A 25,065-nucleotide genomic window follows, 5' to 3' on the forward strand; every position below is an offset into this window, starting at 1 on the left:
GCAGGGAGTCGGTATGACCGTCTACGTCCTCGCCCAGCTGCGGTTTACCGACCGCTCTGCCTATGACCGTTATCAGGCCCGCTTCATGGAAGTGTTCCGCCGCTTCGACGGGCGCCTGCTGGCGGCCGACGAGCATCCGCAGGTACTGGAGGGTGACTGGCAGCGCGACAAGGTCGTGCTGATGGCGTTTCCCGATGCGGAAGCCGCCCGTGCCTTTACCGAGTCGCCCGAGTACCAGGCGATCTCCGTGGATCGCAAGGCCGGTGCCGATACGCTTTCCCTGCTGGTGCACGGTCTTGGCTGACACCGCGACAACAACGGAGCTGTAATGAGCGAACACCTGCAAATCGAACGTGACGGCGGTCTTCTGACCCTGCGCATGAACCGTCCAGACAAGAAGAACGCGCTGACCCGCGCCATGTATGCCGGCATGGCCGCAGCTCTGGACGAGGCCGACGCCGACCGGTCGGTACGTGCGGTGCTGCTGACCGGTGGCGAGAGCTGCTTTACCAGCGGCAATGATGTGGCCGATTTCATTCAGGCGCCGCCAAGCGGCTTGAACAGTGAAGTGTTCCAGTTCATGCGCGCGCTGTTCGATTTCAGCAAACCGGTTGTGGCCGCCGTGGCCGGCCCGGCCGTCGGTATTGGTACCACCTTGCTGCTGCATTGCGATCTGGTCTATGTCACCCGTGATGCGCAATTGAAGATGCCCTTCGTCAGCCTTGGCCTGTGCCCTGAATACGGCTCCAGCCTGATCCTTCCGCAGTTGCTCGGGCATGCACGTGCGGCCGAGTTGCTGCTGCTCGGCGAGAGCTTTTCCGGTGAGCAGGCGGCCCAGTGGGGCATCGCCAACCAGGCGCTGGACGATGGCGCGGCCGCACTGGGCAAGGCGCGCGAGGCCGCGCTGCGTTTTCTTCAGCTGGCGCCATCGGCTGTCGTCGACAGCAAGCGTCTGTTGCGCGCGCCAGGGCGCGAAGAGTTGCGCCGCGTGATCGAGGAGGAGGGCGCGCTGTTCGGCCAACGCCTACGTTCGCCCGAGGCCATCGAGGCGCTGACGGCATTCATGCAGCGGCGCAAGGCGGATTTCTCGCGGTTTTCCTGATTCTTCTCATTGCTCCCAAGGCGCGTCGACCAGGCTCTGCTGGAGAAAGTCGCACAGCGCCAGGACCTTGCGCGAAGCCCTGCGGGAGCGGGGGTACATCGCATAGATCGAATAGGGCTTGGGCCGCGCTTGGGGTAGCACCTCGATCAGCGAGCCGTCTTGCAGTTGCTGATGGATGAGGAAGCTGGGCAGCAGCGCAATACCCTGGCCGGCTGCTGCCAGCTCGCGCATGACCTCTCCGTTGTTGGTGGAAAAGCGCCCGCGCGGTGCTGCCGCGGACAGCTCGCCGTGTTCATCCTCGCCCTGAAATGACCAGAACTGTCGCGAAGCGACGTTGCTGTAGCCGATGCAGTCATGCGCGTGCAGCGCCTCGAGATTTTCCGGTATGCCGTGCAATTGCAGATACTCGGGGCTGGCGCAGAGTATCCGTGCGCTGCGGGCCAGTTCGCGAGCGATTAGGGCACTGTCGCCGATGCGTGAGACGCGAACGCAGACGTCATAACCTTCGCGCTCGAAGTCGCTGATGCGATCCTCCAGATACAGGCTGATCTGTAGCTGCGGATGCAGACGCATGAAGCGGGCGATCAGCGGCGCGAGCCAGAGAGTGCCGAAGCTCATGGGGGCCAGTACGTTCAGGCGGCCGCACAGGCCGCGGTCGTGGAGGCTCGCCGTCTCGGCTGCTTCGCTCAGTTCCTGCAGTGCTTCTTTGGCCCGCTGATAGAAGGCCAGGCCGGTGTCGGTCGGCACGACGCGGCGTGTGGAGCGCAGCAGCAGTTTGACGCCCATACGCTGCTCCAGGTCGCTCAGACGCTTGCTGACCACCGACTTCGATAGCGCCAGGTCGTCCGCTGCCCTGCTGACGCCCCCCAGCTCCACGACACGCAGAAAGGTTTCGATTTCCTGCAGATCCAGCTTCATGGGCGATTTCCCGAAAATGACTGCAGTGAGGATAACGCCCCTATATCAAGGGGCGCTGTTCGGTTTTTGCGAAAAGCTATTTCCCCGCCGCGCGGTCGATGCCGGCTGGACTTGCGACTAGGCTCAACGGTCTTCGGGATCGCTGTGATCTTGAGGCATGAGTCTTATCATCTGAACAGGAGTTTCCCCATGGCCTTCACTTACAAGCGTTTGGACAAGGACGATGCCGTCGTATTGTTGATCGATCATCAGGCCGGTCTGCTGTCGCTGGTGCGCGACTATTCGCCTGACGAGTTCAAGAACAACATTCTGGCCCTGGCGGATATTGCCAAGTTCTTCAATTTGCCGACCATCCTGACCACCAGTTTCGAGACCGGGCCGAACGGCCCGATCGTGCCGGAACTCAAGGCTATGTTTCCGGATGCGCCGTATATCGCCCGGCCGGGGCAGATCAATGCCTGGGACAACGAAGATTTCGTCAATGCGATCAAGGCCACTGGGCGCAAGCAGCTGATCATCGCGGGTGTGGTCACCGACGTCTGTGTAGCCTTCCCGACGCTCTCTGCGCTGGAGGCCGGCTATGACGTATTCGTGGTGACGGATGCCTCCGGAACGTTCAACACAGCCGTGCGTGACGCCGCGCTGGCGCGTATGGCTCATGCCGGTGCGCAACTGGTCAACTGGTTCAGTGTCGGTGGCGAACTGCATCGCGACTGGCGCAACGATGTTGAAGGTTTTGGCGGCATTCTCGGCGGCCACCTGCCGGCGTACGCCAACCTGATCCAGAGCTACAACCAGAAATGAAACGAGACCGCTGAAAATGAAAAAGGCCGCTCGATGAGCGGCCTTTTTCGTTGCTGCCAGCGTTACACCATCGGATCGCCGACGTGCAGGATCTTCATGGTGTTGGTGCCGCCGGTGCCATGGTAGCTGTCGCCCTTGGTCAGGATCACCCAGTCGCCCGGCTGCACCACACCACGTTTGAGCAGCTCGTCTACCGCAGCCTGGCTGACCTTGTTCGCCGGCAGGGAGGCCGGGTCGAACGGCACGGTGTAGACGCCGCGGAACAGCGCTACGCGGGCCTGGGCCTCGCGGTGCGGGGTGAAGGCGAAGATCGGGATCGACGAGCGGATGCGCGACATGATCAGCGGGCTGTAGCCACTTTCGGTCAGGCTGATGATGGCCTTGACGCCAGGGAAGTGGTTGGCGGTGTACATGGTCGCCAGGGCGACGCTCTCGTCGCAGCGCTCGAACTGACGGCCGATGCGGTGGCTGGATTTCTGGCTGGTCGGGTGCTTCTCGGCGCCCAGGCAGACGCGGGCCATGGCCTGCACGGCTTCGACTGGGTATTCGCCGGCGGCGCTTTCGGCCGACAGCATCACCGCGTCGGTGTAGTCCAGCGCGGCGTTGGCCACGTCGGAGACTTCGGCGCGGGTCGGCATCGGGCTGTGAATCATCGACTCCATCATCTGCGTGGCGGTGATCACGGCTTTGTTCAGGCGACGGGCGTGAGCAATGATCTTCTTCTGGATGCCGACCAGCTCGGCGTCGCCGATTTCCACGGCCAGGTCGCCACGGGCGACCATTACCGCGTCGCTGGCGCGAATCAGGCCGTCGAGGGCTTCGTCATCGGCCACGGCTTCGGCACGTTCGATCTTGGCCACCAGCCAGGCAGTGCCGCCTGCCTCGTTGAGCAGGCGACGGGCGTAATCCATGTCGGCGGCATCGCGCGGGAAGGACACGGCGAGGTAGTCCAGGTCCATTTCGGCGGCGACCTTGATGTCGGCCTTGTCCTTCTCGGTCAGCGCCGGTGCGGTCAGGCCGCCGCCACGGCGGTTGATGCCCTTGTTGTCGGACAGCGGGCCGCCGATCAGTACGCGGCAGTGCAACTCGTCCGCGCCCTTGAGTTCGACGCGCATCACCACGCGGCCGTCATCGAGCAGCAGTTCGTCGCCGACGTCGCAATCCTGGATCAGCGCCGGGTAGTCGATGCCGACCACTTCCTGAGTGCCCGCCGTGCGCGAGTGGCTGGAGGAGAGGCGGAACAGGTCGCCGTCCTTGAGCTCGATGCGCTTGTTCTCGAACTTGGCGATGCGGATCTTCGGGCCTTGCAGGTCGCCGAGCAGGGCGACGTGGCGGCCGTGCTTGGCGGCGAGTTCGCGTACCAGCGCGGCGCGCGCCTTGTGGTCGTCCGGCGTGCCGTGGGAGAAGTTCAGACGGGCCACGTCGAGACCGGCGAGGATCAGTTGCTCCAGCACTTCCGGCGAGCTGCTGGCCGGGCCCAGGGTGGCGACGATTTTGGTGCGGCGAAAGGTCATGCACGAACTCCCTAGTGAACTATGTCAGGGAGGCTACTACGACGTTCAGCTGTAGTCATTGTTCCCGTGCACTACCCTTTGCCTTCCGGTTTGATCACCAGCAGATCGCATTCGATGCGTTCCAGCACCCGCTCTGCGGTATGGCCTATCAACAGGCTATCCAGGTGACCGCGGGCGATGGCGCCCATCACCACCAGGCCTATATTGTGCTCGTGCACGAAGCGCGGAATGACTTCCTCGGTAAAACCGTCCAGCAGATGGGCATCCGCCCGATCGATGGCGTACTGGGCGATCAGCTTGTCGAAGGCCTCACGGTGTTCTCGGCTGCATCGTTTCACGTAGTCGTCATAGGCCTGCGCTACCTCGGCGTCGAACAGCAGCGAATGTGGCAGTGGCGCATGCGCATGCAGGTATTCGGCGTGCAGACCAAGGGCGGCCTGCAGGGCCTGGGCGGTGCGAATCAGCTGATGATCCAGGGCTGCGGGCTTGTCGGCGCTGTGCAGTGGGTCGAGCGCCGCGCACAGGCGCTGGCCTCGCAGCTTGGCATCGTGCACCAGCCAGAGTGGCACCGGGCAGCGGCGGATCAGTTGCCAGCTGGTGTCGCTCAGCAGCAGACGGCGCAGTGCGCTGCTGGGGTAGGTCGATTTGAACAGGATGTCCGGCTGCAGTACGGCAACGCGGGCGAGTATCTCCTCATGGCGGCGCTTGGCCCAGCGCACGTCCACCTGGATCTTGAAACCCTCGTCGCTCAGGTGGGCGACACTGGCGCGCAGATCTTCGCAGCTTTGCTGCAGGATGGCGTCACGGGCACGGTTGAGCAGCCGGTTGTCCAGCAGGCCGGTCTCCAGGCTTGGGTGGTACTCAACCTTCAGCAGGTGCAGCTCGGCGCCGACCTGGCGTGCTATGTCAACGGCCCGTTGCAGGGCGGGTTGTTGCTGGTGTTCGGCGTCGATGACGACCAACAGTCGTTGCAGGTTCATGGTGGCAGCCTCGCCTGGGTGGATACGGGTATTACAAACCTGATGGCGATGCGCGGCATTGACATGGGTCAGCGCATGCCCTGGCACTCAGTCGCCCTTGGATAACGGCACAAGCAGACGGAGCAGGCAGACGAAGGGTTGTCAGCAGCTCGCCTGCGCGCGGGCTGGAAGGGGCGATGCGACGGAGTCTAGTCAGCACGCCGGCTAATGCCAGGGCGCTGCCGGCAGGTCGGCGCTGTTCAGTTTTTCTCCGGGCGGTCGATACACTGCTCACTGGAGGACTTTCCCATGCGTACCCTGATCATTCTGGCCGTGGCCCTGGCTGCCACGGGTTGCACCCGTGTCTCGCTCGACCACCATCTGAACAACGCCTATCGCGCCTACAACGAAGGGGATTGTGCCCAGGTCGCGCTGGAGCTGTCGCAAGCCGAGCGCAAGAGCCGCTCGCGCAATTACCTGCAGCCGGAGATTTCCCTGCTGCGTGGCCAGTGTCTGGAGCGTGAAAGCCTGTTCGTCGACGCGGCACAAACCTATCAGTTCATCATCACGCGCTATCCGGCCAGCGAATATGCCTACCGTGCGCGTGCCCGCCTGCAGACCCTGGAGCAATTGGGGCATCACAGCCCGGCCCCTGCGGCCAAGACCATCCCCGCGCCGCTCTGAGCATTTCTCGGCGCCGCGGCGCGGTATAAGCTGGCGCATGGGCTCCATGGAGGATGAACATGCGTCACTTGCTGCTGATCGCCGCGCTGCTGCCGACTCTGGCGACGGCTGAAATCTATCGCTGGACGGACGAGCAGGGCCGCGTGCATTTCAGCGAGCGCCCCGTAGCCGGAGCTGAGACGGTAAAGGTGAAGCCGCAGGTGGTCGAGCGCGATGCCCAGACGCGTGAGCGGGAGGCGCGCACTCAGCGGTTCTACGATGCGCGGCGCGAAGAACAGCAGCAGGCAGAGGCCACGGCCGCCACGCGGCGCCAGGAGCGCAACAACGAATGCCGCGATCTGCGTCAGCGCCTGGCACAGATTCCCGAAGGTTATAGCTACTACCGTGAGGGCGCCGATGGCGAGCGCATCTACTACAGTGACAAGGAAACAGATGCCGCTCGTCGCCAGTTGCGCGAGTGGATAGCGCAACGCTGTACTTGAGGGTGGTTTAGCGGCCGCAGTGGGGCCATACTCAAGACCTTTTGTAGCGAACTGCCATCATGCGTAGCCAGCGCCGAATCGAACGCCATCAACTGCCCTACTATCTGAAGGTGTTCAACCGCATCACCGACAAACCGATGGGCTCCATCGGCAATGTCTCTCTCGACGGCCTGATGCTGATCAGTCAGCTGCCGATGCTGGTTGGCGCGCGTTTCGACATGCGTCTGAAGATTCCCGGCCAGCATGGCATGCATTTCATCGACTTCTCCGCCACTTGCCAGTGGTGCCGTGAAGACGTCACTCCAGGTGTCTACGATTCCGGTTTCGCGCTGGTCGCGCCACCTGCCGACTATGTCGAGATGATCGACGCCCTGCGTTACTACTTCAGCTTCCACAGCCTGGCGGCTTCCGCCTGATATTCCCCAGCTGCGAATCAGTGCATCGCCGGGACACGGGCCAGGTTGCGCAGCCGCTCGCTCAGTTTCAGGCGCAGGCCGTCTTCTTCGCAGAACAGCAGCGCACGCTCCAGGTCGTAGCGTTCGCCCTGCGGGCAGTCCAGTTGCCGGTAAACGTCGGCGCGGGCCAGATGGTCGCCCAGGTTTGCCGGCCCGAGTAGCAGGACACGTTCGGCATCCTTGAGCGCCGCCTCGGGGGCGTCGTGCTGCAGATGCAGCAGGCGCAGGTTGCGCGACAAGCGCTGCAGCATGGTCGGGGCGTCGGCCGTTTGCAGGTGCTCGGCGCTGAGTTCGACGCCCGTTCCCAACTGACGATGGAGGTGCTCACGGCAGTCGCGGGTGTACAGGCGGCGCCCGCCACACGGGTCGAGCAGGTGGTCAGCACCTGGTACGCGCAGCATGAAATGCCCGGGAAAGTTCACGCCTTGCAGCGGAATGTCCAGATGGCGCGCCATCTCCAGGGCTATCAGGGCCAAAGCCAGCGGCTGCCCGCGTCGGCGCCGCAGCACTTCATGGAGCAGAGCGTGGCGTGGACGCGTGACGCCTTCGTCGTCTTCCTGAAAATCCAGTTCGGCCAGCCTGCGCAGCAGCGGCTGGGCCAGTTCGCGGGCGGGCATGGCGGGGAGTCCGGCGCTGACCTGCAGCAACAGGTTGTGCAGATCGTTCAATGCCTGAGCGGGTTGAAGCTGCTCATCGTGTTCGGCGGCAATCCACAGCGCCGCCTCGAACAGGGCGGGGGGATCGCGTTGCAGGCACTGCAGGCAGGCTTGGCGTGGGCTCATCGCATTCTCCGCTGACTTCTGTTCTTGTAGCCCCTGGCGGGGGTGTCGTCCAGTGGGCTTCTCCTATACTGGGCGCTGAAGTCCGATCGGGAGCGCAGCCATGTTCAGCATGATGCAAGCCGCCCGCCTCGAGGCCCTGCACCTGGCCGTGGATCCGGCCAGCGGCCTCAAGGCCGTTATCGCCATTCACAACACCCGCTTCGGGCCTGCACTCGGCGGCTGCCGTTACCTGGCCTATGCCGATGAGCAGAGCGCTATCGACGATGCCATTCGTCTGGCTCAGGGCATGAGCTACAAGGCGGCGCTTGCCGGCATCGAGCATGGTGGCGGCAAGGCGGTGATTATCCGGCCGGCCCATCTGCCGTGCCGCGCTGCCCTGTTCGAGGCGTTCGGACGGTTCATCGAGACGCTCAACGGGCGTTACATCGCTGCCATCGACAGCGGTACCTCCAGCGCCGACATGGATTGCATCGCGCAATACACCAGTCACGTCACCAGCACCACGCGCGAGGGTGACCCGTCGCCGCACACGGCGCTGGGTGTGTTCGCGGGTATCCGCGCCACGGCCCAGGCGCGCCTGGGCAGCGATGATCTGGAAGGGCTGCGCGTGGCCGTGCAGGGGCTTGGCAATGTGGGTTTCGCCCTGGCCGAAGCACTGCACGCCGCTGGCGCCGAGCTGCTGGTCAGCGATCTCGATGCCGGTTGCGTGCAACTGGCCGTCGAGCAACTGGGCGCGCACCCGATTGCCAGTGATGCGCTGCTAACGACGCCTTGCGACATCCTTGCACCGTGCGGCCTGGGCGGGGTGCTGAACGCGCAGACGGTCGCTCATCTGCGTTGTGCTGCGGTGGCCGGTGCCGCCAACAATCAACTGGCCAGTCCTGATGTGGCCGACCAGCTGGAGGCGCGCGGAATCCTCTACGCGCCAGATTACGTGCTCAACGCCGGTGGGCTGATCTATGTCGCGCTGCGACATCGCGGCGAGGCGCTGCCGGCGATCACCGCGCACCTGGCGCAGATCAGCCGGCGGCTGACCGAAATCTATGCCCACGCCCAGGCTGAAAAACGTTCCCCGGCGCGAGTCGCCGACTACCTCGCCGAGCGCCTACTGTACGGCACCTAGCCGTTATCCGGGGCGATCCTGCAGGGCGGCGCGGTCAATGACCGTCGAATTCGCCCTGGTAACACACCGGCGAGCTGGGCGCGTCATGGCGCTGCAGTTCATCTTCGAGGAAATCGGCCAGTACGCGTGCGTTGTTGTGCGCCTCGTCGCGCGCCGCGTAGAGCAGCGTCAGCGTGCCGCTTGCCGCCCAGTGCAGCAGGCGTTGCCAGTGCTCGGGGTGGGCGCACAGTTCACGGCGGTAGGCGGTGCGGAACTCATCGAAGGCTTCGGCGCGATGGGCGAAGGACTTGCGCAGCTCACTGGAAGGAGCGACATCGGGTAGCCATTCATCGAGCGCCAGGGCCTCCCTGGACAAGCCACGAGGCCACAATCGGTCGATCAGTACGCGTTGGCCGTCACTGGCTTCTGCCTCGAGATAGACCCGCTTGCACCGGATCATGGAGCTGGCCTCCGTCGCCTGCGGCAATGCCGCACTTGGCGGTATCCGCGGGCTCGATTAGCGTGATGAGGGGAGGAGTCACCATGGACTATTTCATCATCGTCGTCACTACCGCAGCCGGCCTTTACTTTCACTGGTGGCTGTTTCGCCGTATTCGTCAGTGGAGCGATCGTGATCTTGCGCTGTCTTTCGCCGAAGGCGACGAGCACAAGCGCCAGTACATGCTGGAGCAACTGGCCCGTGCCCGGCGTGAAGGGGTCAAGCGGCGAGACTTGCCGGTCTGGCTGGAGCAGGCCGCAGCGCAGTATCCCGTCAGTAACGCATAGGTCGAAGCCCCGTTGGAGGAACGGGGCCGCGGTTCCTGGTCATTCGCTGGCGGTGTCGATTTCCAGTTCGTCGAGCGCGTCCGGCTGGCTCTTGAACGCCTTGGCGAATACATCGCGGTTCTTGGCCATGAAGATACCCAGCTCTTCGCCCTGTTCCTCGCTCAAGGATGGCACCGCCTTGTGCAGTACCTGACTCAGGCGCTCGGCCAGCTCCAGCATCTTGTCGTAACGGTCGGCTTCGGCCTTATCCATGAACAAGCGCTCCGGATCGCGGCTGCTGCGGTACACCACTTCGACGGCCATTCATCACCTCGTCTGCCTTCATATGTGTCGTAGGGATTTAACTGGTTTTTTATACAGTGGTGGCGAGGATAAAGGACTCGCTGCCGTTTGGCCAGTATTGCCTCCGACACAGAGGATAGAAGTCGCGACCGATGCCGGCCATTGGCCTGTGTCGTTCCGTCACATCCCTGCCTCATCCTCAAGCTGGTGTTTTTCCTGCATGCTCGACAGCGGGCATCGTTTCCGATGCCTGAACGTCATGCGTGCTTTGGGGAGAAGTGAAAAGATGAATTGGGCGGAACGTCTGCGTGAAGGCATGCATGGCCTGGCGGAGTCGCTGGGCAATCTGTTGATGGAGGCCTTCCATTACCTGGCGCTGTTCGCCATCGGGGCGATCACCGCGTGGGCGGGGGTGATGACTTTCATCGGCATGCTGGAAAAGGGTCACATCACGGTCGATGACATTCTGCTGCTGTTCATCTACCTGGAGTTGGCGGCGATGGTAGGCATCTACTTCAAAACCAACCACATGCCGATCCGCTTCATGATCTACGTGGCGATCACGGCGCTGACCCGTCTGCTGATTTCCGACATTTCCCACACGCACAAGCCGAGCTGGGGCGTGGTGATGGTGTCCGGGGCGATCCTGCTGCTGGCTCTGGCGATTCTGGTGGTGCGCTACGCCTCGTCACGTTTTCCGGCCGTGGCCGGCCCGCACCCCCGCAGCAAGGCGCGCAACCGCGAGGATGCCGAAGCCGAGCGCGACGATATGTCCGACTAAGCTGCCAGCGGGACGTCAGTCGAGCGGCGCGAACAGCGCCGCCAGATCATCCTCGTCCAACTGCCACTGGCCCTGGCTGCCGCCGTCGAGGACACCTTTGGCCAGGCTGGCCTTGGCCTGTTGCAGCTGCTGGATCTTCTCCTCGACGCTGCCGCGGGCGATCAGCTTGTAGACGAACACCGGCTTGTCCTGGCCGATGCGGTAGGCGCGGTCGCTGGCCTGGGCTTCGGCGGCCGGGTTCCACCAGGGGTCGAAGTGAATCACGGTGTCGGCGGCGGTCAGGTTGAGGCCGCTGCCGCCGGCCTTGAGACTGATCAGGAAAACCGGGAATTCCCCGGCCTGGAAGCGCTGTACCGGGGTACGTCGGTCCTGGGTGCTGCCGGTGAGCTTGGCGTAGGCGATCTTGCGCGTCTGCAGTTCCGTTTCGATCAGGGCCAGCATCGAGGTGAACTGGGAGAACAGCAGCACGCGGCGGCCTTCGTCGACCAGCTCCTCGAGCATGTCCAGCAGGGCGCTGAGCTTGCCCGAGTCGCTGGCGTTCAGTGCGCCGTGATCCTCGCCGAGCAGGCGCAGGTCGCAGCAGCTCTGGCGCAGGCGCAGCAGGGCTTCGAGGATCACGATGTGGCTGCGCGCCAGCCCCTGGCGGGCGATCTCGTCGCGTACCTTCTGATCCATCGCCAGGCGCAGGGTTTCGTAGCGGTCGCGCTGCAGCTGGGTCAGCTCGACCCAGTGGGTGATCTCGGTCTTCGGCGGCAGTTCGCTGGCCACCTGTTCCTTGGTGCGGCGCAGCAGGAACGGGCGGATGCGCCCGTTCAGATGATTCAGGCGCTGAGCATCGCCTCGTTTCTCGATGGGCGTGCGGTAGTCACGGGTGAAGGCCTTGGCGTCACCCAGCCAGCCCGGCATGAGGAAGTGGAACAGCGACCAGAGCTCACCCAGGTGGTTCTCCAGCGGCGTGCCGGTCAGGCACAGGCGCAGATCGGCCTGCACCTGAGCGGCGGCGCTGGCCGCCTTGCTGCGCGGGTTCTTGATGTTCTGCGCTTCGTCGAGGATCAGCAGGCGGTAGCGCTGCTGGTTCAGCGCCTTGAGGTCGCGCGGCAGCAGGGCGTAGGTGGTGAGGATCAGATCGTGTTCGGCGATCTCCGCGAACAGCGCCTTGCGCTTGCTGCCGTGCAGGGCCAGCACACGCAGCTGCGGGGTGAAGCGCGCCGCTTCGTCCTGCCAGTTGGGGATCAGGCTGGTGGGCATGACGATCAGTGCGGGCTTGTCGAGGCGCCTGGCCTGCTTCTCGCAGAGGATGTGCGCCAGGGTCTGCAGGGTCTTGCCCAGGCCCATGTCGTCAGCCAGCACGCCGCCGACGCGTAACTCGGCCAGGGTCTGCATCCAGTTCAGGCCCTGCACCTGATAGGTGCGCAGTTCGGCCTGCAGCCCCTCGGGCGGAGCAATTTCGCGCACTGCCAGGTTCTGCAGGCGCTCGGCGAAACCGCGCAGTTCATCACCGCCCTGCCAGCTCAGTTCCGGGCCATGGGCCAGTTCCGCCAGACGCGCGGCGTCGGCACGCCCCAGGCGCAGTGGCAGGTGGTCCTCGCCAGGGTCGCGGAAATACAGTTCGCCAAGCGTGGCCAATAGAGGCTTGAGGCGGGCGAACGGCAGGGCGATGCGTTTGCCGCCCTGCGGCAGGCTGACCAGCAGGCGATCCTCGTCGGCGCGCTGGGCCAGCGCTTCGGGTGCCAGCAGCCAGGGTGTGCGGCGAATGGCCTGGAGCAGAATCGGCAGCAGGCTCAGACGCTGGCCTTCGACTTCGATGCCCAGTTCCAGATCGAACCAGTTCTGCTGTGGGTCTTCCTCGACTTCTGCATACCAGTCTTGGACCTCGGCGAGGTTGTACTGGAAGTCCGGGCGCATGTGGATCTGCCAGCCCTCTGCGCGCAGTTGCGGCAGGTGATGTTGGACGAAATCCAGCCAGTCGCGCTCGCGCTCCAGCTCGAACGGCTCACCAGCCTCGGCCGGCAGGGCTTCGCTCTGGCGCAACGCCACCTGCAGGCCGAGGCTTTCCAGGCGCTTGCGCAGACCGGCTTCGGCCGCACCGTCGCGAATCAGGCGCAGATTGGTGTGTTCGTCGAGGCGCTTGACCAGATCCTTGGCCGGCTTGCCGAAAACCTTGTGCCCGGCGTAGTCGAAGGCCAGCGCGGCGCGGTGCTGGGTCTGCTCATGCATGCGTCCCTTGCGCGCGTCGAAATGCACGCGCACCTGGCTGCCCAGGCTGAGGATGGCGGAGGGCGCGGTACCTTCGAGGCGCGTTTCCGCCAGTTCCCTGTCCGCCACGATGATGTCCGAGAGGTCGCTGCCCGCGCGCTGCCGGGCTTCCAGGGTGAGCAGGGCGGCGACCACATGCTTGCAGTTGAAACCGACCGGGCAGTTGCAGTGGCCGGTCACGCTCCATTTACGCCCGTAGGGGTGCAGGGTGATGCGCTGCTGATAGGTCTGCCCGGCCGAGCCACGGCAATTGGCGAGCAGGCTGTTGTCCTTGAGGGTGAGCAGTTTGCTGCGTTTTTCCTCGGCGTAACCCTGGCCGCGGCGCAGGTCGCCGGCGCCGAATTCCGAACGCCAGTCTTCCTGGCGCAACTGGTGAATATCCAGAGGCATCAACGACGCCCCGGAGGGATAGGTAATGGGCGCATGACTGGGCCGTGGCAATGCAAAGCCGCAGATTTTCGCATAGCTGTGCGGCGATTAGCAGGCGGGGCGCAGAGATTGCCGACGAGTAGGGCGTGCGTAACCCGGCGTGGCAATGATGGCGGACTAGAGAAACGCCGCGCGGTACTGTCCCGGCGTGGCGCCCAGCCCCTGGCGGAAGCGGTTGCTGAAATGGCTGGCACTGGCGAAGCCGCAGGCCAGCGCCACTTCGCTGAGCGCGGGTTGTGACTGGCGCAGCATCTGGCAGGCGCGAGCCAGACGCCTTGCCAGCACGTAGCGATGCGGTGGCAGACCGAAACTGCTCTGAAACATGCGCGCGAAATGGTATTCGGACAGGGCGCAGAGCGCCGCCAGTTGGCTCAGCGGCAGCGGCGTTTCCAGATGCTGCTCGATGAAGTCGCGTACGCGCCGGCGTTGGCCTGGAGCCAGACCGCCCTTAAGGCGCAGGCCCTGACGCTGGCCAACCTGGTTGAGCAGGGCATGGTCGAGCAACTGGTGGGCCAGGCTGCTGGCCAGCAGGCGTTCACCCGGTTCCTGCCAGTCGAGGGAGCACAGCTGGCGAAAACGCGCCGCCTGCTCGGCATCTTCAAGGAAGGTTGCTTCCTCCAGTTGCAGACTGCGTGGTTCACGGTCGAGCAGGGCGACCGCACCGAGCGCGAACTGCTCCTGCTCGACATAGAGGTGAGCGAGCTGAATCTCGCCGTTGATGATCCAGGCCGACTGGTGCTCGGCCGGCAGGATGCACAGCTTGTCCGGCGCGCCCTTGTTGCCGGGCTGCTCGCGGCGAAAGGTGCCGGTGCCTCCGGCCAGGTAGCAGGACAGCGTGTGATGACTGGGGGCCAGGTAGTCGCGTGCGTCGTGGGCATTGCTCCAGCGGGCTGCAGCCATGCCGTTGCCCAGCTCGGCCATCGCATGCAACCGGGCGTTGGGCGAGCGGCTCATGCTCTGAAATACCTGCAGACGTTCGAATTGCGCCATCAGCTTCTCCTGATTCAGCCATGCTACGCCTGTCGACCGGCAAAACCAGTGGTCGCGAAAAAAATGCGCAAGTTTGCGCAAGTCTGGGGTCCTAATCTCTGGAGCACCTTTGGCTGGTGCCCGAATTTTTTTATTGCGACCCACGCGCAGTGTGAATACTCGGAGTATCGTGGCGTTCGCTGGAACACTCACCCGCATCCCGGATGCCCCTCCCGATGAAATTCCTGCGCCGGTTCGCTCTCGCCTCTGTGCTGGTCACTCCCGGCCTGCTGGCCGCTGCTCCGCCTGTCGATGACAAGTCGGCCTTCATCGCCGATCTGCTCGGGCGCATGACCCTTGAGGAAAAAGTCGGCCAGTTGCGCCTGATCAGCATCGGTAGCGACATGCCGCGCGAACGCATCCGCGAGGAGATGGCGGCGGGGCGTATCGGTGCCACCTTCAACTCGGTGGTGCGCCAGGACAACCGTCCGATGCAGGAGGCGGCGCTGCGCAGTCGCCTGGGCATTCCGGTGTTCTTCGCCTACGACGTCATTCACGGCCATCGCACTACTTTCCCCATTGGCCTGGGCCTGGCCTCGAGTTGGGACATCCCGGCCATCGAGAACAGCGCCCGGATCGCCGCCTTCGAAGCCAGTGCCGACGGCCTCGACATGACCTTCGCCCCGACCGTCGATATTTCCCGCGATCCGCGCTGGGGCCGTACCTCAGAAGGCTTCGGCGAGGACCCCTATCTGGTTTCGCGCATTGCCGAGGCGATGGTGCGTGGTTACCAGGGTGACGATCCCGCTGATCCGCAACGCATCATGGCCAGCGTCAAGCACTTCGCCCTGTACGGCGCGGTGGAGGGCGGGCGCGACTACAACGTGGTCGACATGAGCCCGATGCGCATGTATCAGGATTACCTGCCGCCTTACCGCGCCGCCATCGATGCCGGTGCCGGCGGGGTGATGGTGGCGCTGAACGCGATCAATGGCGTACCGGCCTCGGCCAACACCTGGCTGTTGCGTGATCTGCTGCGCCGCGACTGGGGTTTCAAGGGCGTGGTGCTCAGCGACCACGGCGCGATCACCGAACTTCTGCGTCATGGCGTGGCCGCCGATGGTCGCGAGGCCGCTCGCCTGGCTGTCACCGCAGGTGTCGGCATGAGCATGGCCGACTCCCTGTATGACCTGCAGCTGCCGGCGCTGGTGCGCAGCGGTGCGGTGCCGCAGAACGTGCTGGACGAAGCCGTCACCCATGTGCTGAACACCAAGTACGACCTCGGCCTGTTCCACGATCCGTTCCGCCGTATCGGCCGCGCCGAGGACGACCCGCCCGACGTCAATGCCGAAAGCCGTCTGCACCGCGCCGATGCCCGGGCCATGGCGCGTGATTCCCTGGTACTGCTGGAAAACCATGGCGACACGCTGCCCCTGAGCAGGAAGGCTACCGTCGCCCTGATCGGTCCGCTGGCCGACTCGCCGGTGGACATGCTCGGCAGCTGGTCGGCGGTCGGTGTGGCCGAGCAGGCAGTTACGTTGCGCAAGGGCCTGGAAGCGGCGCTCGAGGGGCAGGGCAAACTGCTCTACGCCGTGGGGGCCAACGTCACCGACGATGTGCACGTGATCGATTACCTCAACCAGCTCAACTGGGACCGCCCGGAAGTCGTGCCGGACAAGCGCACGCCACAGACAATGCTGGATGAGGCCGTGCGCCTGGCATCGCAGGCCGATGTCATCGTCGCCGCGGTGGGCGAAGCGCGGAGCATGTCCCACGAGTCCTCCAGCCGTACCCGCCTTGATCTGCCGGACAGCCAGCAGGCGTTGCTGCGTGCGCTCAAGGCCACCGGCAAGCCGCTGGTGCTGGTGCTGATGAACGGTCGGCCGCTGGCGCTCGGCTGGGAGAAGGAAAACGCCGATGCGATGCTGGAAACCTGGTACAGCGGCATCGAAGGCGGCCATGCCATCGCCGATGTGCTGTTCGGTGAACACAATCCCTCCGGCAAGCTGCCAATCACCTTCCCCCGTTCGGTGGGGCAGATTCCCAGCTACTACAACCACCTGCGCGTGGGCCGCCCCTACACCCCCGGCACGCCCGGCAACTACACCTCGCAGTACTTCGAGGAGCCCAACGGCCCGCTCTATCCGTTCGGCTATGGCCTGAGCTACAGCGACTTCCAGCTCTCTGCGCCCAGGTTGTCTGCCGAACGCATGAAGGCGGGCGAGAAGATTCACGTCAGCGTCACCCTGAAGAACGCCGGGCCAAGGTCTGGCGCGACCGTGGTGCAGCTGTATCTGCATGACGAGGCCGCTTCGGTGATCCGTCCGTTGAAGGAACTCAAGGATTTTCGCAGGGTCAAGCTTGAAGCAGGCGAGGTGCGCGAGCTGAGCTTCGAGATCGACGAAACCATGCTGCGTTTCTATGACGCCAGCCTGCAACTAGTTAGCGAGCCAGGTGCCTTCCGTGTCCAGCTGGGGCTGGATTCGGAGAGCGTGCAGGAGGCGCGTTTCGAACTGTTGCCTCGCCAATGAGGGCGGGGCCCGAGGAGGCGAAAACATACTCGCGGGAGCACCTGTGCCGGGTTTCGCGAACTGGTGATGATGCGCAGAGGTCACCGTCCGGTCGGCTTTCTGCAATGTGCTCGTATCGCCTTTGTACCCTTCGCCTTATTTCAATTTTCCGTAGCGGCCGCCCGTCGGTGGCCGCTACCTGTCAGTACGTGTTGCCCTGGAGGCTGTGTGTCGATGAGTCGTTGTTCTGGAGCCCGTATGGGCAGGGCCGGCAAGATGGCCCTCTGTATGCTTCCCCTGCTGTTTGCTGCCCAGAGCTGGGCTTTCGAACTGGATGATGTGGCCGTCAAGGCCAAGGCACTTGCCGCGGAAAGCTACAAGGCCGCGCAGAGCCGTTTGCCGGCTCCGCTACGCGAGCTGCCGTTCGCCGATTACCAGAAAGTGCGCTTCATCGAGGAGAAAGCCCTTTGGCGCGACGGCAAGACGCCGTTCCAGCTGTACTTCTTCCACCAGGGCATGCATTACGACGTGCCGGTGAAGATCAACGAAGTGACCGCCGAAGGAACCCGGGAAATCATGTACGACCCGTCGATGTTCGATTTCGGCGACCTCAACGTGAACCCCGATGACCTCAAGGACCTCGGTTTCGCGGGCTTCAAGGTCATCAACGAGATCAACGCCAATGGCCGGCATGACGAGGTGATGAGCGTGCTCGGCGCCAGCTACTTCCGCATCGTCGGCAAGGGTCAGGTATTCGGTCTGTCCGCACGTGGTCTGGCCATCGACACCGCGCTGCCGTCGGGTGAGGAGTTTCCGCGTTTCACCGAATTCTGGATCGAGAAGCCGCAAGCGGATCGCCGCAGCCTGGTGATCTATGCGCTGCTCGACTCGCCGCGCGCCACCGGTGCCTATCGCATGGAGATCAAGCCGGGCCGTGACAGCGTGCTGGACGTGCAATCGAAGGTTTACCTGCGCGAGAACGTCGAGAAGCTCGGCATCGCGCCGCTGACCAGCATGTACCTGTTCGGCGCCAACCAGCCCTGGCCGCGCCCGAACTATCGTCCGCAACTGCATGACTCCGACGGCCTGGCCATCCATGCCGGCAATGGCGAATGGATCTGGCGCCCGCTGAACAACCCGCAGCGTCTCAACGTAAGCAGCTACCGTATCGACAACCCGCGCGGCTTTGGTCTGATGCAGCGCGGCCGCGATTTCAACCAGTATCAGGATCTCGACGACCGCTATGAGCTGCGTCCCAGTGGCTGGGTGGAAACCGTCGGCGACTGGGGGAGCGGTCATGTCGAGCTGGTGGAGATTCCGACCCCGGACGAAACCAACGACAACATCGTCGCCCTGTGGCGCCCGGACAGTCTGCCAGCCCCGGGCGAGTCGCTGGATATGGCCTACCGCCTGCATTTCAGCCTCGACGATGCCGCCCTGCATGACCCGCAACTGGCGATGGTCAGCCAGACCCGCCTGTCCGAGGGCGATATCAAGCAGGCCAACCTGATTCGTCAGGCTGACGGCAGCACCGCGCTGGTGGTCGACTTCGTCGGTGAGCAACTGGCCAAGCGTTCGCCCGATGCCGCGCCTGTGGCTCAGGTCAGCGTCGATGACAACGCCGAGTTGCTGGAAGACAACCTGCGCTACAACCCGGTGAGCAAGGGCTGGCGCCTGACCCTGCGGGTCAAGGTCAAGGACCCGGCCCAGCCGGTGGAGATGCGTGCCGCCCTGATCGAGGACGGCAAGCCTGTGTCGGAAACCTGGAGCTATCAGCTGCCTTCCCATGAATAACGCCCTAGACGCTACACAGATCCGGGATTACCTGGGTGAACTGCCGCTCGATCCCGAGCAGCAGCAGGCTCTGGCCCAGCGACTGCAAGAGGAGGGTGGCGATCTCGCTGCGCTGCACCGCGCCCTGCAAGAACGGCAGTGCAACGTGGCCGGGCCCCTCGAAGCAACCCGCGAGATGCTCGACTCGGTGCCGGCCCGGCTGGCGCTGGGCTGGCCGGATGCACTCGAGCGTGGCTGCCGCATGGTGCAGGATCATCAGGGCCGTCCGACCATCGAGTCGACGCCGCCGATCAAGCGCACGCGCATGGTGCCGGAGCCCTGGCAGACCAACATCCTGCAACGTGGTTGGCGTCGCCTGAAGGGCGAAAAGCCCGCACCGCGCCCGCGTACGCGCGAGAGCGAGGACTTTGCCGAAGAGCGCTGGCGTCATGTCGCCGCGGTGCGTCGTGCCGCCCTGCTGGTATTGATGGTGGTACAGACGGTGGTCGCCACCTGGTACATGAAATCGGTGCTGCCCTATCAGGGCTGGTCGCTGGTCGATCTGGGCCTGGTGTTCGAGCAGCCGCTGCGCGAGTCCGCCCGGCAGATCCTGCCGTATGTGGTGCAGACCAGCATCCTGACGCTGTTCGCCTTGCTGTTCTGCTGGGTGTCGATGGGCTTCTGGACCGCACTGATGGGGTTCTTCCAGCTGCTCAAGGGGCGTGACCGCTACAGCATTTCGGCCAGCAGTTGCGGGGATGAGCCGATTTCACCACGGGCACGTACCGCACTGGTGATGCCGATCGCCAACGAGCACGTCCCGCGTGTGTTCGCCGGCCTGCGCGCGACGTTCGAGTCGCTCAAGGCCACCGGGCAGCTCGAACACTTCGATTTCTTCATCCTCAGCGACAGTAACGACCCCGATATCTGCGTGGCCGAACAGCAGGCCTGGATGGAGCTGTGCCGCGAAGTGGAAGGCTTCGGCCATATCTTCTACCGTCGGCGCCGGCGCCGGGTTAAGCGCAAGAGCGGCAACATCGACGACTTCTGCCGGCGCTGGGGCAGCAACTACTGCTACATGGTGGTGCTCGATGCCGACAGCGTGATGAGCGGTGAGTGTCTGACGCGCCTGGTGCGCCTGATGGAGGCCAACCCGGGTGCCGGCATCATCCAGACCGCACCCAAGGCCTCGGGCATGGATACCCTCTATGCGCGTCTGCAGCAGTTCGCCACCAGCGTGTACGGGCCACTGTTCACCGCCGGTCTCAACTTCTGGCAGCTGGGTGAATCGCACTACTGGGGCCATAACGCGATCATCCGCGTCAAACCCTTCATCGAGCACTGCGCCCTAGCACCGCTGCCGGGTACCGGCTCGTTCGCTGGTGCGATCCTCTCCCACGACTTCGTCGAGGCCGCGTTGATGCGCCGCGCAGGCTGGGGCGTATGGATCGCCTACGACCTGCCGGGCAGTTACGAGGAACTGCCGCCGAACCTGCTCGACGAACTCAAGCGCGACCGCCGCTGGTGCCACGGCAACCTGATGAACTTCCGCCTGTTCCTGGTGCGCGGCATGCACGCGGTACACCGCGTGGTGTTCCTCACCGGGGTCATGTCCTATCTGTCGGCACCGCTATGGTTGCTGTTCCTGGTGCTGTCGACCTGTCTGCTGGCGATCCACACGCTGATGGTGCCGGAGTACTTCCTGCAACCCAACCAGCTCTATCCCCTATGGCCCCGCTGGCAGCCGCAGGAGGCCGTCGCCCTGTTTTCCGCCACTATGACCCTGCTGTTCCTGCCCAAGCTGCTCAGTGTGCTGCTGATCTGGATCAAGGGCGCGGAGGCCTATGGCGGTCGCATGCGCGTGCTGTTGTCGATGCTCCTGGAGGCGTCCTGCTCGGTGCTGCTGGCGCCGGTGCGCATGCTGTTTCACAGTCTGTTCGTCACCGCCGCCTTCCTTGGCTGGTCGGTGCAGTGGAACTCGCCGCAGCGCGTGGATGACTCGACGCCCTGGAGCGAAGCCTTCCGTCGCCACGGTACCCAGGTGCTTATCGGCCTCGGCTGGACGGCGCTGGTGGCCTGGCTCAATCCGGACTTCCTCTGGTGGCTGGCGCCCATCGTCGTGTCGCTGGTGCTGTCGCCGGCGGTGTCGGTGCTGACCAGTCGCACGGCGCCTGGCCTGGCGGCGCGGCGCAACAAGCTGTTCCTGATTCCGGAAGAGCACAAGGTGCCGGTGGAGCTGAGCAACACCGCCAGGTACGAGCAGTTGAACAATTCACATGCGTTGCACAAGGGCTTTCTGCGTGCGGTGGTCGATCCGCTGTACAACGCCCTGGTCTGCGCGATGGCCCGTGCCCGCCACGCCAAGGTGGTGCCCGCCGCCGACGCGCTGCGCGAAGAGCGTATCGGGGAAATCCTCGACGCCGGGCCTGAAGGCAAGGTCGAGGCGACCCGCTGGCGTCTGCTCAACGACCCCGACGGCATGGCGCGTCTGCACGCGCGGATCTGGCAGGAAACGCAATATCGCGCCTGGCGCGAAGCACTGCGCGATGCCTGATCTGCCGACACGCTCCCACATCGGGGGCGTGTCGTGCTGTCTTTCTGACATACCCGTTAACATCTGCAGCTGCATCTGACCCCAGCAGCACGGCACCATTGCGTCTGGCTCGGGTCTATGCACGCACCGCAGCGTTTTGGTTGCCCGACCTGAATACCGTTTTCATTGATGACATTGGAGAGAAACACGATGTCGAGTCTGCATGACTCCGCTCAGCGCTACGGCGCCGTTACACGCCTGCTGCACTGGGGCATGGCCGTCTTGCTGGGATGGCAGTTCGTCACCGTTCTGGCCCATGCCCTGCTGGAAGACAGTGCGCTGGACAAGTTCGCCTGGAGTACCCACAAGTCAGCAGGACTGTTGCTGATGGTGCTGGTAGTGATTCGTCTGCTCTGGGCGCTGTACAGCCGAAACCGTCGGCCGGCAGCGGTCAGCACCCTGGCCCGTGTCGGCCACCTGGCGCTGTATGGACTGATGTTCGTCATCCCGTTCGTTGCCTTGCTGCGTCAGTACGGTTCGGGTCGGGAATTCGTCGCCTTCGGCATGAGCGTCATGCCAGGGTTCAACGGCAAGATCGAATGGATGACCGCTCCGGCGGGCCTGCTGCATGGCAATCTGGGCTGGCTGCTGCTGTTCATGGTGATCGGCCACGCGGCCATGGCGTTCATCCATCGCCGCCAGGGCGACGAGGACGTGCTGGCACGCATGATCGGCCGCTGAATCGGCCGGGTATGGCAAAAGGCTTACACGCCCTGGCGGCAACCGCCACTGTCGCCGGCCCGGCTCGATCCTTAATCTACGCACATCCCCTGCAGCGACGGAATGCTGAGGCTCAAGGAAGATGACCAGGCCAAGATGGCTACCGACAGGATGTCGGATGGTTGGGAAGAAACCCGCTTCGGCGGGTTTTTTGTCGTCTGCAGAAAAGTGCTCGGTGCCTGTTCGTATCAGGCCGGCGGCTGCTGTTCGGCCCGACCGGCCGCCAGGCTCCGGGTGGCGCCCTGGGTCTTGCGTGTGTACCACAGCACCCGGCTCACGCCGCGGGTGATGGCGACGTAGGCCAGACGCCGGGCCTCGTCCTGCATGGCCTGGTCGTAGCTGCCGCTGAAGAAGCCACAGTGGGTATAGAGCGCATTGCGCAGTGGGTGTTTTTCCACCGGCAGGCAGTCGTCGAGGATGATTGCCACCTCGGCCTGCAGCCCCTTGGCGCGGTGAATGGACAGGGCCTTGACCGGCAACGTCTTGTCCAGTTGCGCTCGCACCTGCTGCAGCGGCTCGTTGCGTCGGCTGAGCAGCAGCACGGCGGTGCGGTCCGCATTAGGGCGCTGGCTGACGTGCTGGCACTGGGCGGTGATCTCCTTGAGCAGCGTCGGCAGGCCGTTGGCCAGGTCGAAGCGCTGGATCAGCCTGACGCCATGGTCGCCCGGTTGCATGGCCCTGGCCGCGACGCAGGTCTTGGCCTGCTTGTTGTGCACTTCGGCCAGCACCTTTTCGGCATCACGTATCACCGGCTCGATGCTGCGATAGTTGGTGCCCAGCAGCAGAGTGGTGCTCTTGCCGCGGCCACGGCTGGGGAAGTGGCGGTCGAAATCAATGAACAGCTCGGGCGAGCTGCCGCGCCAGCCGTAGATCGATTGCCAGTCGTCGCCGATGGCCATCAGGCTGATGCGCTCGCCCGCAGCGTGCAGACGGCGGTGCACGGCCTGCAGCCACAGCACGATCTGCGGCGAGATGTCCTGGAATTCGTCGATCAGCAGGTGGCTCAGGGCGAGCAGGGCGGGGCCGGGTTTGCCATCTTCGCTGCTCAGTCGCTCGCTCAGCTGTGCGAACGCGCCATTGAAACTCATCAAACCCTGATTGTGCAGCAGCGCGCTGAAATGCTGGTGGAAGCGCTGCATGGCCTCGATGAAGTCCCGTTCGCGCGTTGCGCAGTTCAGCGCTTTTACATCGACACGGTCGAGACGAATCCCCAGGCTTTCGGCGAAGTCGATCTGCCCGTGCAGCAGCTCGAACAGCGGCAGGGCGGCGAATTCACCGGGCAGCTTGCAGACGTCCAGTGGCGCCCTGGTCCTGCCCTGTGGCGGCTCCTCAGGCGCCGGCAGCTTGAGCAGGCGGTGTGTCAGGGCGCGAAAGCGCGCATCGTCGGCATAGGCGTTCTGGTAGGCCTGCTTGAGCAGACGCTGCTGCGCGGGGCGCAGGCGCCCGCCAGCGAGCGGGTTGTCCGGCTCGTCGCCGGGGTCGTCCAGTTGCTCGAACCAGCGCGGGTTGCCCAGGCTTTCCTTGGCCAGCGTCGCCATGGCTGCGTGGAAGGTGCGCACGCACTGGCGCGCATCATGCGGGTAGCGCCAGAAGTCGAGCAGGCGTTGCAGGCGCTCGCGCAGCTCGTGGCAGGATGCGTTGGTGAAGGAGATCACCGTCAGGCGTTTCGGCTCGACCTCCAGGTGGCAGAGCAGGAACACCACCCGCAGCACCAGGGTGCTTGACTTGCCCGAGCCGGCACCGGCGAAGATGCGCGCCAGCGGTGCGCGGCAGAGAATCATCGCCCACTGTTCGTCCGACGGGGCGCCGATCAGCCCGGCATTCACCGCCTGAGTCACGCGCTCGCGCATGGCCTGCACCTGGGCGTCTTCGATCTTCAGCCGGGTGGCGGGGTAGATGCCTGCGGGGCCAGGCTTGCTGCTGGCGGCATTGCGGCTGCCGGCTTTCTTGTTGGTGGTGGACTTCTTCTTGCTCTGCTTGCGTGCGGGCTTGCGCGGTTGCGCAGCTTCGCGCTCGGCGCGCAGGTAGGCGGTGGTACGGGGGAAGTAACGGGCGAGGGCGCTGGAGAGCAGTTGTCTGTAGCGCGCGACGGCGGAAAGCATGCGGTGGTGATGACCTGGCTGGCAAAGCCGGAATGATAAGCCCTGGGGCGCGATGGCAGGCAAGGATGGCGCTTTGATAAATGCGCAACTTTGTGCAAGCGCGTGGCGCGTGGCGGTTCCAGACTGTGCTCAGTCCTGGGAGATTCTCGATGAACCTGTCGCTTTACCTGTTGACCGTACTGATCTGGGGCACGACCTGGATCGCCATCAAGCTGCAGATGGGCGAGGTGGCCGTCGCCGCCTCCATCGCCTACCGTTTCGCCCTGGCTTCGCTGGTGCTGTTCGCCATGCTCTGGTTCAGCGGCCGTCTGCAGCCGCTGGACCGCCGTGGCCAGGGCATCTGTCTGGTGCAGGGGCTGTGCCTGTTCTGCCTCAACTTCCTGTGCTTCTACACCGCCAGCCAGTGGATCCCCAGTGGCCTGATCGCGGTGATCTTCTCCACCGCCACGCTGTGGAACGCGATCAATGCGCGGCTGTTCTTCAGGCAGCGCATCGCGCCCAACGTGCTGTTCGGTGGTGCGCTGGGGCTGGCCGGCCTTGGCCTGCTGTTCTGGCCGGAACTGGCCGGGCACGAGACCAGCCGCGAAAGCCTGCTGGGTATCGGCCTGGCGCTGTGCGGCACGCTGTTCTTTTCTGCGGGCAACATGCTCTCCAGCCTGCAGCAGAAGGCCGGGCTCAAACCGCTGACCACCAATGCCTGGGGCATGCTTTACGGCGCGCTGATGCTGGTGGGCATCTGCCTGGTCAGCGGCACGCCGTTCACCTTCGAGTGGAGCGCACGCTATGTCGGCTCGCTGCTGTACCTGGCGATTCCCGGCTCGGTGATCGGCTTTACCGCCTACCTGACCCTGGTCGGACGCATGGGGCCGGAGCGCGCCGCCTACTGCACGGTGTTGTTCCCGGTGGTGGCGCTGAACATCTCGGTATTTCTCGAGGGGTACCGGTGGACGGTTCCGGCGTTACTCGGTCTGGGCCTGGTCATGCTGGGTAACGTGCTGGTGTTTCGCAAACCCAAGCCGGTGCTTACCGAGGCGCAGGCCTAGGAGCGCCCGCGCGCCCTTC

23 protein-coding genes are annotated in these 25,065 nt (G+C 64.3%); 14 read left to right on the forward strand and 9 right to left on the reverse strand.

The window, feature by feature from the left end:
* Positions 1 to 13: 13 nt before the first annotated feature.
* Positions 14 to 304, forward strand: a complete 291-nt coding sequence (locus tag OEG79_RS05980) for a DUF1330 domain-containing protein (protein WP_264147879.1) — start codon at positions 14 to 16, stop codon at positions 302 to 304.
* 24 nt (positions 305 to 328) lie between these two features.
* Positions 329 to 1,102, forward strand: coding sequence for an enoyl-CoA hydratase-related protein (locus tag OEG79_RS05985; RefSeq protein WP_264147880.1), 774 nt, complete (start codon positions 329 to 331; stop codon positions 1,100 to 1,102).
* 6 nt (positions 1,103 to 1,108) lie between these two features.
* On the opposite strand, the gene OEG79_RS05990 is transcribed toward OEG79_RS05985, so the two are convergent.
* Positions 1,109 to 2,020, reverse strand: a complete 912-nt coding sequence (locus tag OEG79_RS05990) for a LysR family transcriptional regulator (protein WP_264147881.1) — start codon at positions 2,018 to 2,020, stop codon at positions 1,109 to 1,111.
* A gap of 189 nt (positions 2,021 to 2,209) precedes the next feature.
* Between OEG79_RS05990 and ycaC the strand changes: the two genes are divergently transcribed.
* Complete coding sequence (gene ycaC, locus OEG79_RS05995) at positions 2,210 to 2,824, forward strand: isochorismate family cysteine hydrolase YcaC (RefSeq protein WP_264147882.1); 615 nt, start codon at positions 2,210 to 2,212, stop codon at positions 2,822 to 2,824.
* 62 nt (positions 2,825 to 2,886) lie between these two features.
* Here ycaC and pyk read toward each other — a convergent pair whose 3' ends face one another.
* Positions 2,887 to 4,338: a pyruvate kinase gene (gene pyk, locus OEG79_RS06000; protein WP_264147883.1), complete on the reverse strand. Its 1,452-nt coding sequence runs from the start codon at positions 4,336 to 4,338 to the stop codon at positions 2,887 to 2,889.
* Between the two features lie 71 nt (positions 4,339 to 4,409).
* A complete protein-coding gene (locus OEG79_RS06005) occupies positions 4,410 to 5,318 on the reverse strand; it encodes a universal stress protein (RefSeq protein ID WP_264147884.1) in 909 nt (302 codons plus the stop codon).
* 288 nt (positions 5,319 to 5,606) lie between these two features.
* Here OEG79_RS06005 and OEG79_RS06010 point away from each other — a divergent pair, with 288 nt between their 5' ends.
* Genes OEG79_RS06010 through OEG79_RS06020 form a run of 3 tightly spaced genes read left to right on the forward strand, consistent with a single transcriptional unit; the run spans position 5,607 to position 6,879 of the window.
* On the forward strand, positions 5,607 to 5,981 hold the full coding sequence (locus OEG79_RS06010; RefSeq protein ID WP_264147885.1) for a tetratricopeptide repeat protein: 375 nt from the start codon (positions 5,607 to 5,609) through the stop codon (positions 5,979 to 5,981).
* 59 nt (positions 5,982 to 6,040) lie between these two features.
* Entirely contained in the window at positions 6,041 to 6,463 is a 423-nt protein-coding gene (locus tag OEG79_RS06015) for a DUF4124 domain-containing protein (RefSeq protein ID WP_264147886.1), read from the forward strand.
* Between the two features lie 59 nt (positions 6,464 to 6,522).
* The gene (locus OEG79_RS06020; RefSeq protein WP_264147887.1) at positions 6,523 to 6,879 is read left to right on the forward strand and encodes a PilZ domain-containing protein; all 357 of its coding nucleotides are present in this window, start codon (positions 6,523 to 6,525) and stop codon (positions 6,877 to 6,879) included.
* 17 nt (positions 6,880 to 6,896) lie between these two features.
* Here OEG79_RS06020 and OEG79_RS06025 read toward each other — a convergent pair whose 3' ends face one another.
* Entirely contained in the window at positions 6,897 to 7,700 is an 804-nt protein-coding gene (locus tag OEG79_RS06025; protein WP_264147888.1) for a SirB1 family protein, read from the reverse strand.
* Between the two features lie 100 nt (positions 7,701 to 7,800).
* Here OEG79_RS06025 and OEG79_RS06030 point away from each other — a divergent pair, with 100 nt between their 5' ends.
* The gene (locus OEG79_RS06030) at positions 7,801 to 8,823 is read left to right on the forward strand and encodes a Leu/Phe/Val dehydrogenase (protein WP_264147889.1); all 1,023 of its coding nucleotides are present in this window, start codon (positions 7,801 to 7,803) and stop codon (positions 8,821 to 8,823) included.
* 34 nt (positions 8,824 to 8,857) lie between these two features.
* Here the strand turns inward: OEG79_RS06030 and OEG79_RS06035 are convergent, their stop codons facing one another.
* Complete coding sequence (locus OEG79_RS06035) at positions 8,858 to 9,262, reverse strand: DUF488 domain-containing protein (RefSeq protein WP_264147890.1); 405 nt, start codon at positions 9,260 to 9,262, stop codon at positions 8,858 to 8,860.
* Positions 9,263 to 9,345: 83 nt separating this feature from the next.
* On the opposite strand from OEG79_RS06035, the gene OEG79_RS06040 reads away from it, so the two are divergent.
* A complete protein-coding gene (locus OEG79_RS06040; RefSeq protein ID WP_264147891.1) occupies positions 9,346 to 9,588 on the forward strand; it encodes a hypothetical protein in 243 nt (80 codons plus the stop codon).
* A gap of 39 nt (positions 9,589 to 9,627) precedes the next feature.
* On the opposite strand, the gene OEG79_RS06045 is transcribed toward OEG79_RS06040, so the two are convergent.
* Positions 9,628 to 9,891, reverse strand: coding sequence for a YebG family protein (locus OEG79_RS06045; protein WP_264147892.1), 264 nt, complete (start codon positions 9,889 to 9,891; stop codon positions 9,628 to 9,630).
* Between the two features lie 265 nt (positions 9,892 to 10,156).
* Between OEG79_RS06045 and OEG79_RS06050 the strand changes: the two genes are divergently transcribed.
* The gene (locus OEG79_RS06050; RefSeq protein ID WP_264147893.1) at positions 10,157 to 10,651 is read left to right on the forward strand and encodes a phosphate-starvation-inducible protein PsiE; all 495 of its coding nucleotides are present in this window, start codon (positions 10,157 to 10,159) and stop codon (positions 10,649 to 10,651) included.
* 15 nt (positions 10,652 to 10,666) lie between these two features.
* Here OEG79_RS06050 and OEG79_RS06055 read toward each other — a convergent pair whose 3' ends face one another.
* Both OEG79_RS06055 and OEG79_RS06060 read right to left on the reverse strand, forming a co-directional pair.
* Positions 10,667 to 13,297 (reverse strand): DEAD/DEAH box helicase, encoded by a 2,631-nt coding sequence (locus tag OEG79_RS06055; protein ID WP_264147894.1) that lies wholly within the window; start codon positions 13,295 to 13,297, stop codon positions 10,667 to 10,669.
* Positions 13,298 to 13,453: 156 nt separating this feature from the next.
* Positions 13,454 to 14,326, reverse strand: coding sequence for a helix-turn-helix domain-containing protein (locus tag OEG79_RS06060; protein WP_264147895.1), 873 nt, complete (start codon positions 14,324 to 14,326; stop codon positions 13,454 to 13,456).
* A 215-nt stretch (positions 14,327 to 14,541) separates the two neighbouring features.
* On the opposite strand from OEG79_RS06060, the gene bglX reads away from it, so the two are divergent.
* The 4 genes from bglX (at position 14,542) to OEG79_RS06080 (ending at position 21,862) form a co-directional block, all read left to right on the forward strand.
* The gene (gene bglX, locus OEG79_RS06065; RefSeq protein WP_264147896.1) at positions 14,542 to 16,836 is read left to right on the forward strand and encodes a beta-glucosidase BglX; all 2,295 of its coding nucleotides are present in this window, start codon (positions 14,542 to 14,544) and stop codon (positions 16,834 to 16,836) included.
* Positions 16,837 to 17,073: 237 nt separating this feature from the next.
* Positions 17,074 to 18,609: a glucan biosynthesis protein G gene (locus tag OEG79_RS06070; RefSeq protein ID WP_264148681.1), complete on the forward strand. Its 1,536-nt coding sequence runs from the start codon at positions 17,074 to 17,076 to the stop codon at positions 18,607 to 18,609.
* A complete protein-coding gene (gene mdoH / locus OEG79_RS06075) occupies positions 18,602 to 21,142 on the forward strand; it encodes a glucans biosynthesis glucosyltransferase MdoH (RefSeq protein ID WP_264147897.1) in 2,541 nt (846 codons plus the stop codon). Before OEG79_RS06070 ends, mdoH begins: the two co-directional genes overlap by 8 nt.
* Positions 21,143 to 21,331: 189 nt before the next feature.
* Positions 21,332 to 21,862: a cytochrome b gene (locus tag OEG79_RS06080; RefSeq protein ID WP_264147898.1), complete on the forward strand. Its 531-nt coding sequence runs from the start codon at positions 21,332 to 21,334 to the stop codon at positions 21,860 to 21,862.
* A gap of 227 nt (positions 21,863 to 22,089) precedes the next feature.
* Here the strand turns inward: OEG79_RS06080 and OEG79_RS06085 are convergent, their stop codons facing one another.
* Positions 22,090 to 24,003, reverse strand: coding sequence for a DEAD/DEAH box helicase (locus tag OEG79_RS06085; protein WP_264147899.1), 1,914 nt, complete (start codon positions 24,001 to 24,003; stop codon positions 22,090 to 22,092).
* A 149-nt stretch (positions 24,004 to 24,152) separates the two neighbouring features.
* On the opposite strand from OEG79_RS06085, the gene OEG79_RS06090 reads away from it, so the two are divergent.
* Positions 24,153 to 25,046, forward strand: coding sequence for a DMT family transporter (locus OEG79_RS06090; protein ID WP_264147900.1), 894 nt, complete (start codon positions 24,153 to 24,155; stop codon positions 25,044 to 25,046).
* Positions 25,047 to 25,065 lie beyond the last annotated feature (19 nt).

It is taken from the genome of Pseudomonas sp. Z8(2022) (assembly GCF_025837155.1).
Lineage (GTDB): Bacteria > Pseudomonadota > Gammaproteobacteria > Pseudomonadales > Pseudomonadaceae > Aquipseudomonas.

What these genes read in the sequence shown, in the direction of transcription:
- OEG79_RS05990 (WP_264147881.1), bottom strand. Translation starts at nt 2,020, where the DNA reads ATGAAGCTGGATCTGCAGGAAATCGAAACCTTTCTGCGTGTCGTGGAG.
- OEG79_RS06005 (WP_264147884.1), bottom strand. Translation starts at nt 5,318, where the DNA reads ATGAACCTGCAACGACTGTTGGTCGTCATCGACGCCGAACACCAGCAA.
- OEG79_RS05985 (WP_264147880.1), top strand. Translation starts at nt 329, where the DNA reads ATGAGCGAACACCTGCAAATCGAACGTGACGGCGGTCTTCTGACCCTG.
- OEG79_RS06060 (WP_264147895.1), bottom strand. Translation starts at nt 14,326, where the DNA reads ATGGCGCAATTCGAACGTCTGCAGGTATTTCAGAGCATGAGCCGCTCG.
- OEG79_RS06025 (WP_264147888.1), bottom strand. Translation starts at nt 7,700, where the DNA reads ATGAGCCCACGCCAAGCCTGCCTGCAGTGCCTGCAACGCGATCCCCCC.
- OEG79_RS06040 (WP_264147891.1), top strand. Translation starts at nt 9,346, where the DNA reads ATGGACTATTTCATCATCGTCGTCACTACCGCAGCCGGCCTTTACTTT.
- OEG79_RS06090 (WP_264147900.1), top strand. Translation starts at nt 24,153, where the DNA reads ATGAACCTGTCGCTTTACCTGTTGACCGTACTGATCTGGGGCACGACC.
- OEG79_RS06055 (WP_264147894.1), bottom strand. Translation starts at nt 13,297, where the DNA reads ATGCCTCTGGATATTCACCAGTTGCGCCAGGAAGACTGGCGTTCGGAA.
- ycaC (WP_264147882.1), top strand. Translation starts at nt 2,210, where the DNA reads ATGGCCTTCACTTACAAGCGTTTGGACAAGGACGATGCCGTCGTATTG.
- OEG79_RS06080 (WP_264147898.1), top strand. Translation starts at nt 21,332, where the DNA reads ATGTCGAGTCTGCATGACTCCGCTCAGCGCTACGGCGCCGTTACACGC.
- bglX (WP_264147896.1), top strand. Translation starts at nt 14,542, where the DNA reads ATGAAATTCCTGCGCCGGTTCGCTCTCGCCTCTGTGCTGGTCACTCCC.
- OEG79_RS06015 (WP_264147886.1), top strand. Translation starts at nt 6,041, where the DNA reads ATGCGTCACTTGCTGCTGATCGCCGCGCTGCTGCCGACTCTGGCGACG.
- OEG79_RS05980 (WP_264147879.1), top strand. Translation starts at nt 14, where the DNA reads ATGACCGTCTACGTCCTCGCCCAGCTGCGGTTTACCGACCGCTCTGCC.
- OEG79_RS06070 (WP_264148681.1), top strand. Translation starts at nt 17,074, where the DNA reads ATGGGCAGGGCCGGCAAGATGGCCCTCTGTATGCTTCCCCTGCTGTTT.
- OEG79_RS06045 (WP_264147892.1), bottom strand. Translation starts at nt 9,891, where the DNA reads ATGGCCGTCGAAGTGGTGTACCGCAGCAGCCGCGATCCGGAGCGCTTG.
- OEG79_RS06010 (WP_264147885.1), top strand. Translation starts at nt 5,607, where the DNA reads ATGCGTACCCTGATCATTCTGGCCGTGGCCCTGGCTGCCACGGGTTGC.
- OEG79_RS06085 (WP_264147899.1), bottom strand. Translation starts at nt 24,003, where the DNA reads ATGCTTTCCGCCGTCGCGCGCTACAGACAACTGCTCTCCAGCGCCCTC.
- mdoH (WP_264147897.1), top strand. Translation starts at nt 18,602, where the DNA reads ATGAATAACGCCCTAGACGCTACACAGATCCGGGATTACCTGGGTGAA.
- OEG79_RS06020 (WP_264147887.1), top strand. Translation starts at nt 6,523, where the DNA reads ATGCGTAGCCAGCGCCGAATCGAACGCCATCAACTGCCCTACTATCTG.
- pyk (WP_264147883.1), bottom strand. Translation starts at nt 4,338, where the DNA reads ATGACCTTTCGCCGCACCAAAATCGTCGCCACCCTGGGCCCGGCCAGC.
- OEG79_RS06035 (WP_264147890.1), bottom strand. Translation starts at nt 9,262, where the DNA reads ATGATCCGGTGCAAGCGGGTCTATCTCGAGGCAGAAGCCAGTGACGGC.
- OEG79_RS06030 (WP_264147889.1), top strand. Translation starts at nt 7,801, where the DNA reads ATGTTCAGCATGATGCAAGCCGCCCGCCTCGAGGCCCTGCACCTGGCC.
- OEG79_RS06050 (WP_264147893.1), top strand. Translation starts at nt 10,157, where the DNA reads ATGAATTGGGCGGAACGTCTGCGTGAAGGCATGCATGGCCTGGCGGAG.